General features: G+C 73.9%; 11 protein-coding genes. 7 read left to right on the top strand and 4 right to left on the bottom strand.

Annotated elements, in window-relative coordinates:
- Nucleotides 1-206 precede the first annotated feature (206 nt).
- From AB0B35_RS41565 to AB0B35_RS41585, 5 genes are all read left to right on the top strand, one after another.
- Entirely contained in the window at nucleotides 207-833 is a 627-nt protein-coding gene (locus tag AB0B35_RS41565) for a DUF3043 domain-containing protein (RefSeq protein ID WP_360537261.1), read from the top strand.
- Nucleotides 834-904: 71 nt separating this feature from the next.
- Nucleotides 905-1,798 carry an ABC transporter ATP-binding protein gene (locus tag AB0B35_RS41570; protein ID WP_361057256.1) on the top strand — a complete coding sequence of 298 codons (894 nt, stop codon included), beginning with the start codon at nucleotides 905-907 and terminating at the stop codon, nucleotides 1,796-1,798.
- A 2-nt stretch (nucleotides 1,799-1,800) separates the two neighbouring features.
- On the top strand, nucleotides 1,801-2,532 hold the full coding sequence (locus AB0B35_RS41575; protein WP_361057259.1) for an ABC transporter permease: 732 nt from the start codon (nucleotides 1,801-1,803) through the stop codon (nucleotides 2,530-2,532).
- On the top strand, nucleotides 2,499-3,716 hold the full coding sequence (locus tag AB0B35_RS41580; RefSeq protein WP_361057262.1) for a histidine kinase: 1,218 nt from the start codon (nucleotides 2,499-2,501) through the stop codon (nucleotides 3,714-3,716). The genes AB0B35_RS41575 and AB0B35_RS41580 overlap by 34 nt, the downstream gene beginning before the upstream one ends.
- A 58-nt stretch (nucleotides 3,717-3,774) precedes the next feature.
- Nucleotides 3,775-4,380 (top strand): response regulator transcription factor, encoded by a 606-nt coding sequence (locus AB0B35_RS41585; protein ID WP_361057266.1) that lies wholly within the window; start codon nucleotides 3,775-3,777, stop codon nucleotides 4,378-4,380.
- Between the two features lie 218 nt (nucleotides 4,381-4,598).
- Here AB0B35_RS41585 and AB0B35_RS41590 read toward each other — a convergent pair whose 3' ends face one another.
- From AB0B35_RS41590 to AB0B35_RS41605, 4 genes are all read right to left on the bottom strand, one after another.
- Nucleotides 4,599-5,888, bottom strand: a complete 1,290-nt coding sequence (locus tag AB0B35_RS41590) for an MFS transporter (RefSeq protein WP_361057269.1) — start codon at nucleotides 5,886-5,888, stop codon at nucleotides 4,599-4,601.
- A 163-nt stretch (nucleotides 5,889-6,051) separates the two neighbouring features.
- Entirely contained in the window at nucleotides 6,052-7,032 is a 981-nt protein-coding gene (locus AB0B35_RS41595; RefSeq protein ID WP_361057285.1) for an ATP-binding cassette domain-containing protein, read from the bottom strand.
- A gap of 23 nt (nucleotides 7,033-7,055) precedes the next feature.
- On the bottom strand, nucleotides 7,056-7,874 hold the full coding sequence (locus tag AB0B35_RS41600; protein WP_361057272.1) for an ABC-2 family transporter protein: 819 nt from the start codon (nucleotides 7,872-7,874) through the stop codon (nucleotides 7,056-7,058).
- The gene (locus tag AB0B35_RS41605) at nucleotides 7,867-8,583 is read right to left on the bottom strand and encodes an ABC-2 family transporter protein (protein WP_361057275.1); all 717 of its coding nucleotides are present in this window, start codon (nucleotides 8,581-8,583) and stop codon (nucleotides 7,867-7,869) included. Before AB0B35_RS41605 ends, AB0B35_RS41600 begins: the two co-directional genes overlap by 8 nt.
- A gap of 267 nt (nucleotides 8,584-8,850) precedes the next feature.
- Here AB0B35_RS41605 and AB0B35_RS41610 point away from each other — a divergent pair, with 267 nt between their 5' ends.
- Both AB0B35_RS41610 and AB0B35_RS41615 read left to right on the top strand, forming a co-directional pair.
- A complete protein-coding gene (locus AB0B35_RS41610) occupies nucleotides 8,851-11,538 on the top strand; it encodes a WG repeat-containing protein (protein ID WP_361057279.1) in 2,688 nt (895 codons plus the stop codon).
- Between the two features lie 50 nt (nucleotides 11,539-11,588).
- Nucleotides 11,589-12,587 (top strand): aldo/keto reductase family protein, encoded by a 999-nt coding sequence (locus AB0B35_RS41615; RefSeq protein WP_361057282.1) that lies wholly within the window; start codon nucleotides 11,589-11,591, stop codon nucleotides 12,585-12,587.
- Nucleotides 12,588-12,709: the final 122 nt, after the last annotated feature.

Consider the following 12,709-nt stretch of genomic DNA (forward strand, 5'->3'; position numbering starts at 1 on the left):
TAACACTGGGGTTAACTACCTATCGCTAGGGTTGGCCCAACACCAGCTTGTTTTAACAACAAAACTCGATGAGATAGGCCAACGTCTGTTTCTAGGCACGGGCGCGCGCCCCGCGCGGACGGGCGGAGGGCTGGGCGGGAGCTGTTCGTCACAGGTCGCCACGCGGTGGCCGTCGGCCGCGGCCGCGGGTCGGCTACCCTTGCTGCGTGCCGTTGTTCTCCCGCAAGACCACCGACGTTTCCGCTGCGACCCCGGCCGAAGAGCCGGAGGCCACGGAGATCGTGCGCGCCTCGCGCTCGTACACGCCCGCCAAGGGCAAGGCGACGCCGAAGCGCACCGAGGCTCAGCGCCGCAAGGCCGAGCCGCCGCCGGCGAACCGCCGCGAGGCGATGAAGCGCCAGCGCGAGAAGATGCGCGCCGACCGGGCCGAGTCCATGGCCGGCATGAAGGCGGGCGACGAGCGCTACCTGCTGCCCCGGGACAAGGGACCGGAGCGGCGGCTGGTGCGCGACTACGTCGACTCCCGGCGTACCGTCGGCACCTGGTTCTTCGGCGGCGCCTTCCTGATCTTCTTCCTGATCCAGGTCCGCGACCCCCGCATCGCGCTGGCCGCGAACGTGATCTGGCTGCTGCTGGCGCTGGCCGTGGTCGTCGACAGCGTCTTCATCTGCCGGAAGATCAAGAAGCTGGTCAAGGCGAACTACCCCAAGACCACGCAGCGCATGGGCTCGCTGTACATGTACGCGGTCATGCGCGCCATCACGTTCCGCCGCATGCGCATGCCGAACCCGCAGGTCAAGATCGGTGACCCGGTCGTCCCCACCAAGGCCTAGGACATCTGTCCTGCCGGAGTCGGGATCGCCGGATCTGCCCGGCCGTCCCGGCTCCGCCTAGCGTCGGACGCATGACGGAAGCGGTGCGGCTGCAAGCGGTCGCGAAGAACTACGGCCCGGTGAGGGCGGTGGACGGCATCGACCTGTCCATCGCCCGCGGCCAGACGGTGGCGCTGCTCGGCCCCAACGGAGCAGGCAAGTCCACCACCATCAACATGCTGCTCGGCCTGCTGGAGCCGACGGACGGCACGGTACGCGTGTTCGGCGGCAGCCCGACCGAGGCGGTGCGGGCCGGCCAGGTCGGCGCGATGCTGCAGGAGTCGGGCTTCGCCGCCAACGCCACGGTCCGCGAACTGGTCGAACTCGCCCGCGCGCTGTACCGCGACCCGCTGCCCACGGCGGAGATCCTGGCCACGGCCGACCTCACCGCGCTGGCCGGACGCCGCCTCGACAAGCTGTCGGGCGGCCAGACGCAGCGGGTGCGTTTCGCGTTCGCCCTGGCCGGCAATCCCGAACTGCTCGTGCTCGACGAGCCGACCGCCGCGCTGGACGTGGAGAGCCGCCAGGCGTTCTGGGCGGCCATGCGCCGCTACGCCGCCACCGGCCGCACCGTGCTGTTCGCGACGCACTACCTGGAGGAGGCCGACGACTTCGCCGACCGGGTGATCGTGATCGCGCGTGGCCGGGTCGTCGCCGACGGCAGCGGAGCCGACATCAGGCAGCTCACCGGCGGGCGTACGGTCAGCTTCGACCGCGCGGGGACCGACCTCGACGTGCTGCGGCGGCTGCCCGGCGTGGTCGAGGCGGAGACCCGCGGCGAGCGCGCCCTGCTGCGCTGCGACGACTCCGACAGCACCGTGCGCGCCCTGCTCGCCGACGGGCACTCCTGGCGCAACCTGGAGATCACCGGCGCCGGCCTGGAAGAGGCCTTCCTGTCCCTCACCGCGACCGCAGGCAAGGAGTGACCGTGCGCGCCTATCTCGTCTTCGAACTGCGCCGCCTGATCCGCGAGCCGCGCATGGCGATCTTCACCGTGGTGCTGCCGGTACTGATCTACACGATCAGCAGCGGCAGCTCCGGCGACGCCGGCCAGGTCGGCGGGGTGGACGTCGCCGCATACCTCATGGTCAGCATGGCCGCGTACGGCGCGCTGGTCGGAGCCTTGTCCGTCGGCATCGCGGTGTCCCAGGAGCGCGCCTCCGGCTGGCTGCGCCAGCTGCGCATCACGCCGCTCGCCCCGACCCAGGTGGTCGCCGTGAAGGCGCTGCTGGCCTCGCTGCTGGCGATCCCGCCGGTGGTCTCGGTGGGCCTGGTCGCCGCGTTCGCGCACGGGGTGTCGTTCAGCGCCGGGCAGTGGGTCGCGCTGGTCGTGCTGATGTGGCTGGGCAGCCTGCCGTTCGCCGCGTTCGGGCTGGCGCTGGGCTTCACGCTGCCGCCGCAGCTGACCCAGCCGGTGAGCATGCTGGGCGTGTTCGGGCTGGCGTTCCTCGGCGGGCTGTTCGTGCCGGTCGCAGTGATGCCGCACGTGCTCGCGTCGATCGCCACCTGGCTGCCCAGCAACCGCTTCGCCGAGCTGGGCTGGTCGGTGGTCGCCGGACAGGCGCCGCCGGTGGGCGGGGTCGCCATCCTCGCCGCCTGGGCCGTGCTCTTCGGCGGGCTCGCGGCGTGGGCCTACCGCCGCTCGGCGGCGCTGCGGTGATGTCCCGGTTCCTGGACGGCCCGAGCCGGGCGGGCGCGACCTCGTCGCACCCGCCCGGCTCGGCGGCCGCCACCGCGGCGCGCCGCCGTGGGCAGCGCCGGGGCGCGCTGTTCGCCGCGCTGTGGCTGTGGCCGCTGGCCCCGACCGCGCACGCGGTGCTGGCCGGCGACGTCTCCGCACCTGTAGTGGCCGGGCTGGGCCTGGCCGCCTTCGTCGGGCTGTACCTGTTCGTCGTCGTGCAGGGGTTCAGCTCCGCGGCCCGGCCCGGCGTGCGCAACCAGGCGCTGCTCGGGCTGGTCACGGTCGTCGGGCTCGCGCTGGCCGCCGCCTTCGGCGGGCAACCCGGCGGCTGGGTGGGACTGGTGCTCTACCTGGCCGCCGCCGGGGTGGCGCTGTATGCCCTGCCCTGGGCGTACCTGTGGCTGGCCGCCATGGTCGCGGCGCAGATCGCGCTGGGTCTGCTGCACGGCGAGCCCGCGAAGGAGATCGCCGAGTCGGTCTTCAACACCGTGATGGCGGGCGCGCTGATCATGGTGGTACGCCGGATGATGCGCCTCATCCGTGAGCTGAGCGCGACCCGCGAGGAGCTGGCCCGCGCCGCCGTGGAGGGCGAGCGCCTGCGGTTCGCCCGCGACCTGCACGACCTGCTCGGCCACAGCCTGTCCCTGATCGTCGTCAAGGCCGAGGTGGTACGCCGCACCGCCGGGCGCGACGCGGCCGCCGCCGCCCGGGAGGCCGCCGAGATCGAGCAGATCGGGCGCACGGCACTGGCCGAGGTGCGCCAAGCGGTGAGCGGATACCGGGCTCGCGCCTTCGCCGCCGAGCTGGCCACGGCCGGGGCGGCGCTGTCCGACGCGGGCATCGAGCCCACCGTGCGGGCCACGGCCGAGGCGATGCCGGCCGCCGTCGACGACGCCTTCGCCTGGGCGGTCCGCGAAGCCGCCACCAACGTCATCCGGCACAGCGGAGCCGGCTCGTGCGTGATCGCGCTCAGCCGCACCGACCACTGGCAGCTGGAGGTGCGCGACGACGGGCGGGGCGTCCCCGCCGACACGTCGCCCGGCAACGGCCTGCGCGGCCTGGCCGAGCGCCTGGCCCTGGTCGGTGGCACGCTGTCGACCGTGGACCTGTCCGGCGGCGGTTTCGTGCTGCGCGCCACCGCGCCCGCCGGAGCCCCGGCGTGACCCGCCCGCCCGCCCGCCGGAGCCCGCTTCCGATCAAGGTGCTGCCCGGGGGCCGTCGGTGATCAGGGTGCTGCTCGCCGAGGACCAGGGCATGATGCGCGGCGCGCTCGCGCTGCTGCTCGGCCTGGAACCCGACATCGAGGTGGTGGCCCAGGTGGGCCGGGGCGACGAGGTCGCTGCCGCCGCCGTGGCGGCGTCACCCGACGTGGCGCTGCTCGACATCGAGATGCCCGGCCTGTCCGGCCTGGACGCCGCCGCGCAGTTGCGCACCGCCGCACCGTCGTGCAAGGTGCTGATCCTGACCACCTTCGGCCGGCCGGGTTACCTGCGCCGGGCCATGGACGCCGGGGCGCGCGGCTTCCTGGTCAAGGACGGGCCGGTCGAAGAGTTGGCCGAGGCGATCCGGCGAGTGCTCGCCGGGCAGACCGTCATCGACCCGGCCCTGGCCGCCGCCGCGCTGGCCGCCGGCCCCAACCCGCTCACCGAACGCGAACGCGAGGTCCTGGCCAGCGCCGCGGACGGCGCGACCATCGCCGACCTCGCCAGCCGCCTGCACCTGTCCGAGAGCACCGTGCGCAACTACCTCTCCGCCGCCATCGGCAAGACCGGCACCCGCAACCGCATGGAAGCCGTCCAGACCGCCCGCACCCAAGGCTGGCTCTGACCCACCCCCACCCACCCGCCCGCCCGCCCACCCGCCCGAGTTGATCATGAACTTATGGGCGGGTCCGACGGCGTGTCGCGACCCTGGCACCGTGCAGGTCAGAACCTGTGGCCAGACCACAGATCTTGGCCTGAAACAGCGATCTCTGCCGCTGACCGCGGTCTCCGCTCCGCCGGAGCAGGCCACCACCGCCATGGCGGAAAGCGGTGCCGCGGGACTCAGGCCGAGGTGAGGGCGGCGGGACGGCTCGCCGGGTGCGGGGAGGCCGCGGCGTCGGCGCGGTCCACGGCGTGCACCGCGCGGCGCAGACCCGGCGCGACCAGCGCGGCCAGCATGAGCCCCAGCAGAGCGGCGACGAGGGGCAGCGCGAACGCGCCGCGGTAGCCGTACGCGTCGGCGAGCCGGCCCGCGACGGCCGCGCCCAGCGAGACCCCCGCGACGACACCACTGGCCAGCAGGGTCATCACCATGCCGGCGCGGCGGGGCGGGCACAGCCGGCCGGCCAGGGCGTACCCGGAGATCAGGTACGGCGCCGCGGTGACGCCGAGCACGACGACGGCCGCCAGCGCGGTGAGCGTGGAGTGGGCGAGCAGCAGCGCCGCGCTGCCCCCGACGAGCGCCGCGGCCGACCAGACGTACCGGCTGACCGGGCCGAGCGACTCCGGCAGCCAGGCCATGGCCAGTCCGGCGACGGCGCTGCCGACGCCCAGCACCGCGTAGATCAGGCCGGCCGAGCCCGCCGAGCCGATCGAGTCGGCGAACGCGGTCACCCCGGTCTGGGTCGCCCCGAACACGATCCCGATCACCGACATGGCCGCGACCAGCACCGCCACCCGCGAGAACGGCATCGCGTCGGCCGGTTCGGCGACAGCGGGTCCAGTCGGCGCATCCGCGCGGGGTGCGCGCAGCACGGGCGGCACGGTGCGGTGCAGCGCGAACGGCACCGCCGCCAGCACGGTCAGCACGGCTCCGACGAGCAGCGGCGCGCCGGCCCAGCCGGACAGGGCCAGGATGCCGACCAGCGCCGGGCCGGCCAGGAAGGACGCCTCGTCGGCGGCTCCCTCGTACGCCATCGCGGTGGGCAGCCGCCGCTGCTGTCCCCGGTCGCCGAGCAGCACCGCCCAGCGCACCCGGACCAGCGGCCCGACCTGCGGCATGGCGAACCCGGCGAGCGCGGCGAGCGGCAGCACCGCGACGGACTGGCCGCCGGTGACGGCGAGCACGAGCGCGGCGTACGCGGCGGCGTCGACGATCGCGGTGGCGATGCCGACGGCGCGCTGGCCGTACCGGTCGGCGAGGCTGCCGGTGACGGGACCGCCGAGCGCCGCGCCGACGCCGAACGCCGCGGCGGCCAGCCCTGCGGTGCCGTAGCTACCGGTGGCGGCGACGACGAGCGTGATCACGCCGAGCGGGCCCATGGCGGCGGGCAGCCGGGCGAAGAAGGCGAGGACGAGGAACCAGGGTCCGGTGATCCGGACGAGGTCACGGTAGGAGGCACGGGCGGACATGAGAGCTGCTCCGGGTACGGCGCGGTTGATGCGCGCCGTCCCACCCAACCAGCGTGCCCCTTGCGGCCCTGTGCGCCACCGAGTCTAGCCGCACAAGATCCGCTCCCGGAAGCGGATGTCACCAGCGGCACAGTCAGCGGCGCGTTAAGAAGGTGCCCTTCCTCTACGGATTCCGTTGTGAAGGTGCCCTTCCTTCGGAGCGGTAGAGGCGGGCGATGACTTCTTCGATTTCGGGTTCGGTGACGGAGAGGTCGCGGAGGTTGCCGAGGGTGGTGAGGGTGGAGATCAGGGTGCCGACGGAGGCGGAGGTGTCGAGGGTGAAGGTGAGGCGGGGCCCGGTGGTGGCCTCGAGGTGTACGCCGGGCAGGTCGGGCAGGGCAGGCGGCGGGGTGTCGAAGTCGACGGTCACCCGGCGCTGGGAGCCGTAGCGGGTATGCAGGGCGTCGATGCCGCCGTCGTGCACCACGCGGCCGTGGTCGATGACGACGATGCGGCGGCAGAGCCGTTCGATGTCGGCCAGGTCGTGGGTGGTGAGCACGATCGTGGTGTCGCCGGTCTCGCCGAGTTCGGCCAGGAAGCCGCGCACGGCCTGCTTGCTGACCACGTCCAGGCCGATCGTCGGCTCGTCGAGGAACAGCACCTCGGGGCCGTGCAGCAGGGCCGCGGTCAGCTCGCCGCGCATGCGCTGGCCCAGCGAGAGCTGGCGCACCGGGGTGTCCAGGAACGGGTCCAGTTCCAGCAGGTCGCGGCAGCGGCGCAGGCGGGCGGCGTGCTCGGCGGCGGGCACCCGGTAGATGTGGCGCAGCAGCTCGTAAGAGTCGCGCAGCGGCAGGTCCCACCACAGCTGCGAACGCTGCCCGAACACCACGCCGATGCGCCGGGCCAGCAGGATGCGCTGCGGCACCGGGGTCAGCCCGCACACCGACACCCGCCCGCCGGAGGGGTGCAGCACGCCGGTGAGCATCTTCAGCGTCGTGGACTTGCCCGCGCCGTTCGGGCCGAGGTAGCCGAGCAGCTCGCCGCGCTGGACGGTCAGGTCGACGCCGTCGACCGCGGCGACGTCGCGGCGTTCCCGGCGCAGCAGGCCCTTGCGCACCCGTACGGTGAAGTCCTTGCGCAGCCCGCGGGCCTCGATCACGTTCACGCCGCCGTGCCTCCCGTCGTCGTTCATGAGCCGGTGCTGCGGTAGTGCCGCACGCCGGTGCGCCAGATCAGCGCGGCCAGGGTCGCGGCGACGGCCGCCTGCAGTGGTCCGCACCAGCCCAGCCAGGCGGGCGCGCCCAGCGGGTCGGGGCGGTCCAGCAGGATCAGCGCGGGGTAGTACGCCACGAAGCCGAAGCCCAGCCCGAAGGCGAACAGGTGGCGGAACCAGCCGCCGAAGACGGTCAGCGGGTACGAGGTGAAGTCGCGCCCGCCGTGGGTCAGCGCGGCGCTCAGCTCACCGGAGTCCACCCACCAGAACGCCACGGTGGCGGTGGCCACGAACATGGCACCGAAGAAGACCGCCCCGGCCACCGGCGTGATCACCAGGAGCAGCAGGTTGGCGGGCGTGAGCGGCACCCCGGCCAGGCGCACCGCGATCGCGAGCACGACCAGCCCGGAGCACACCCGGCCCACCCGCCGCAGGCCCACGTCGAGCACCAGCAGCTGCCACAGCACGCCCAGCGGGCGGATCAGCACGGCGTCGAGCAGCCCGGTGCGCACGTGTCGCTGCATCCGGTCGATGCTGCCGACGATCAGCTCGGCCAGCGAGAAACCCAGCGACGCCAGGCCGAACACCAGCAGCGTGTCGGCCAGCGAGAACCCGGCCAGCACCGGCACCCGGTGGAACACCACCAGCACGGTGAGCAGGTCAGCGCCGAGGAAGACCACGTTGGAGACCAGGTCGAGGACGAAACTCACCCGGTACGCCAGCTGCGAGCGCACCTGCGCGGCGACCAGCCGCCGGTAGATCGCCGCGGTCGACGCGGCCGCGGGCTCAGCCACCCTGCACCACCAGCCGCCGCTCGGCCCGCCGCTGCACCACGACACAGGCCGTGAACAGGACCGCGGCCCACAGCGCCTGCAGGCCCAGCAGGCCCAGCTGCCCGACCGGCGGGTCGCGCTCGACCAGCACGTCCAGCGGGACCTGCAGCAGGGACGGGAACGGGGTGCCCAGGTAGAGAGCGGTCGCCGCCCAGTCGGGCAGGAAGCGGATCGGGAAGTACAGGCCGCCGAGCACCCCGGTGCACAGCGCCCAGCCCATCAGCACGCCGCGGGTGTCCAGCAGCCAGTAGGCGGCCGCGTTGACCAGGAATCGCCCGGCGAAGCAGACCAGCACGGCGAGCAACACCGACACCGCGAACAGCGGGTAGGTCGCGGGCCGCCGCGGCAGGTACATGTCGAACACGAGCGCGCCCACCACGATCGGCACGACGAATCTCGTGAGCAGGGCGTACGCCGCCCGGCCCAGGTCCGGCAGCAGGTAGCCGAGCACGGGGTGGACCGGGCGCAGCAGGTCGGTGACCACGTCGCCGGAGCGGATCCGGTCGGCCAGGTCGGTCCAGCCCCACATTCCCACCACGCCGATCAGGCCCTGCCCGGCCCACACGTAGGTGACCAGTTGCGGGGCGTCGTAGCCGGCCGCCTGCCCGCCGAGCGCCGCCGCGGAGCCGGCCACGGCCAGCATGACGTAGGTGCGCAGGAAGCCGAACATGGTGTTGGTGGCGGTGGCCGCCGCGGTCGCCTGGCGATATGTGGAGAATCGCCGGAAGCCAGATGCACCTAATGTCCGGAAGAGCCCTGCCGTCTCGGTGAAGTTTCGGATTGTGAGCCGATCCGCAGTGGCGGTGACGAAGCCCACCCCGTACCCTCCACTCGCAACCGCATTCATTTTTCGGGCCGGGCGCGACCATACCTTCGTGGCGAACCGGTTCGCGATGCATTTGTGCCATAAGCGACTCAGAACCAGGCGAGGTGGGGCGTGACCGACGAGCGCACCGACGAGCGGCACCGCGGCACGCCGGCCTGGGCCGGCACGCCAACGTCGCCGTGGTCGCGCGTGCCCGGACAGCGCCCGCCCGCGGACTCGCCCGACCCCGCCGCGCAGCAGCCCGCCAACGCGCAGGCGCCCCAGCAGGGCGGCCCGCAGCAGCAGGGCCAGTACGGCCCCGGCCAGCCGCACCCCAACGGCCCCCAGCAGTACGGGCAGCCGCAGGCCGGCCAGGGCCCGCCCGGGCCGTTCCCGCCCGCCAACGGGCAGCGCCCGCCGCAGCAGGGCCAGGGCAACTGGGACCCGAACGCGCAGCGTGGCGGGCGTCCCGGCCCGATGCCGCCGCAGCCCGGCCCGCAGTACCGCCCGAACGGCCCCGGCCCGCAGGGCCAGGTCTACGGCGGCCCCCAGCAGCAGCACCCGCAGCAGGGCCCCGGCCCGCAGGGTCAGTACGGTCCGCCCCAGCAGGGCCGCCACCCGCAGCAGGGCCCCGGCCCGCAGGGTCCGCGCCCGCCGCAGCAGGGGCAGGTCTACGGCGGCCCCAATCAGCAGCCGAACGGCCCCCAGCAGTACGGCCAGCCGCACCCGGGCCAGCAGGGCCAGCCCTACGGGCACCCGCAGGGCCAGCCGCCGTACGGTCCGCCGCAGGGCCGTCCCGGCCAGCCGCCGCAGGGTCAGGTCTACGGCCAGCCCGGCATGCCGCCGCAGGGTCACCCCGGCGCGCCCGGACAGGGCCAGCAGGGCTATGCCCCCGCGCCCGGCCAGCAGGCGCCCGGCCAGCCCGTGGCGCCGCAGGTTCCGCAGGCCGCGGCGGCTGCCGCGCCACCCGCGGCCCCGCCCGCGCAGCAGGCCGCCCCGACGTCTCCCGCCCAGCCCGCCGCGCCGACCCCGGCTGCCGCTCCGACGGCCGCCGCCGCGCCTGCGCCGGCCGAGCAGGCGCAGGCCGCGCCGGGTCGCCGCGGACGCCACTCCACCTCGGACACCGGCATGATTCCCGCCATCACCGACGACACGCCGGCTCCCGCCGAGGCCGCAGCTCCCGCTGCCGCAACGGTCACCGGCGAGGCCGCGGCCGCACCGGTCTCCCCCGCGCCCGTGTCGGCCGCGCCGGTCTCGGCGAACCCGGTCTCCCCGGCCGCGCCGCAGACCCCGGCCGTGGCCACCCCGGACACGGTGCTGCCCGTCTCCGCGAGCGCGGCCGGCGCGGCCACCGCGCTGTCCGCCCCGACGATGCTGCACCCGCTGGTCCGCCCGGGCGCCGCGCCCACGCCCGCCGCCGAGCCCGCGGCGACGACGGCGACGGTCACCGGTGACGCGGCCGCGGCCGCCGCCGCGGCGGCCGAGCCGGAGCCGGAGGCCACCCCGGAGGCGGGTCCCGACCCGGAGCAGGTGCTGGCGGCGTACGAGTGGCGCTTCCACCACGAGACCCTGCGCGAGCTGGTCGACAACCCGGACGAGCTGCGCGAGATCCGCGACCGGCTCACCGAGAAGCTCACCCCCGCCACCGACAACCCGACCCGGGCCCGGCTGCTCAGCCTGCGGGCCGTGGTCTCGCGCATCCTCGGCGACCTGACCAAGGCCCTGTCGGACGGCAAGATGGCGCTGGTGCACGCCGAGGCGACCGGCGAGCTGCGCCGCATCGCGCTGGCCAAGGCCCGCCTGGCGCACGTGCTGCAGTGGCGCGGCGACTTCACCGAGGCCGACAAGCTGTTCGCCGAGGCCAACTCCACCGAGCTGCCCGACCGGCTGCGCGCCACCATGCACGAGCACGCCGGACGGTCCTGCCTGGACCAGGGCCGCTACATGGAGGCGTTCAACCACTTCGAGAAGGCCCTCGAACTGCGCAAGGTCGAGGACCCGGAGCTGATCGCGCGCACCGAGATGGCGCTCGACGCCGTCTCGATGAAGATCGCCGAGAACGGCATGGGCCCGTACCCGCGCAGCATGGACGAGATCCTGCAGGTCAGCAAGCCGCCGGTGCCGCGATTCGACGAGCGGGTGCAGTGCTGGGGCTTCGCCGGGTCCGACGGCCGCACGGTGATCTCCCCCGCGTTCGCCGACGTGCAGCCGTTCCGCGACGGCGCGGCGTGGGTACGCCGCCCGGAGATGGAGACCTGGGAGCTGATCGACGAGGCGGGCACCCGGCTCATCGACGGCCGGGCCGGCTGGCTCGGCGTGGGCTCGTTCTCCGACGGGCTGGCGTGGGTGTCGCGCGACGGCGCGGGCAACTGGGTCGCCATCGACAAGCAGGGCCGGGTCATCATCTCGACCGGCTTCGAGGACGTGCGCCCGTTCCGCCGCGGCCTGGCCGCGGTGCGCCGGGGCGGCTGGGGCGCGGTCGACAAGCAGGGCCGGGCCGTGGTGCCGTTCCAGTTCACCGGTTTCGCGACCGCGCTGACCGACGGCCGCTACGTCGACGGCTTCTCCGACGAGGGCCTGGCCATCGTGGACGCGGGCGGCCGCAAGGGCGTGGTGGACCGCACCGGCGCCGTGGTGGTCCCGCCTGTGCACCCCGCCCTGGTCATCCACCCGGTGGCGTTCCTGATCGCCGGGCCGTCCGGCCGCTGGGGCGCGCTGGACCGCAAGGGCCGCCCGTTCATCGACCCGGAGCTGCCCAGCCGCCAGGTCGTCATGGAGGAGCTGGACCGCCTGCTCGCCGACACGAAACCGGTTCTGTAGAGCAATCCACCCTATGGCGGGTCCCGAACTGGGCGGCATAGGGTCTCCGTATGGAGTTTCGGCATTTGGGCCGTTCCGGGATGCTCGTCAGCGAGATCTCGTACGGAAACTGGATCACCCACGGCTCGCAGGTCGAGGAGGACGCCGCCGACGCGTGTGTGCGCGCGGCCCTCGACAGCGGGATCACCACCTTCGACACCGCCGACGTGTACGCCGGCACCCGCGCCGAGTCGGTCCTCGGCCGCGCGCTGAAGGGCGAGCGCCGCGAGGGCCTGGAGATCTTCACCAAGGTCTTCTGGCCGACCGGTTCGGGACGCAACGACCGGGGCCTGTCCCGCAAGCACATCATGGAGTCGATCAACGGCTCGCTGACCCGCCTGCAGACCGACTACGTCGACCTGTACCAGGCGCACCGCTACGACTACGCGACCCCGCTGGAAGAGACGATGACGGCGTTCGCCGACATCGTGCACTCCGGCAAGGCGCACTACATCGGCGTCTCGGAGTGGAAGGCGTCGGAGATCCGCGCCGCCCACGCGCTGGCCACCGAGCTGAAGATCCCGCTGGTGTCGAGCCAGCCGCAGTACTCGATGCTGTGGCGGGTCATCGAGGCCGAGGTCGTGCCGACCTGCGAGGAGCTGGGGCTCGGCCAGATCGTCTGGTCGCCGATGGCGCAGGGTGTGCTGAGCGGCAAGTACCTGCCGGGCCAGCCGCCGCCGGCCGGTTCGCGGGCCACCGACGAGAAGTCGGGCGCGGGCTTCATCGCTCGCTGGCTCGACGAGGACGTGCTGACCCGGGTGCAGCTGCTCAAGCCGCTGGCCGAGCAGGCGGGCCTGACCATGGCCCAGCTGGCCATCGCGTGGGTGCTGCAGAACCCGAACGTCTCGTCGGCGATCGTCGGCGCGACGCGCCCGGAGCAGGTGTACGACAACGTCAAGGCCTCGGGCGTGAAGCTCGACGCCGACCTGATGAAGGCGATCGACGAGATCGTCGAGCCGATCACGGAGCGGGACCCGGCCAAGACCGTGTCCCCCGCCGAGCGGCCGTGAGGTGACGTCGGGGGCCGCCCAGGTGGGCGCTGCTCCTGCATGGCAGGACGTCCGGAATCCGCCGCGGCGGGGGTCCCTGGCGGGACCTGCGCCAAGCTGACGCCCAGCACCGCGGCCAGCAC

The organism is Catellatospora sp. NPDC049133 (genome assembly GCF_040648455.1).
GTDB classification, from domain to species: Bacteria; Actinomycetota; Actinomycetes; order Mycobacteriales; family Micromonosporaceae; genus Catellatospora; species Catellatospora aurea.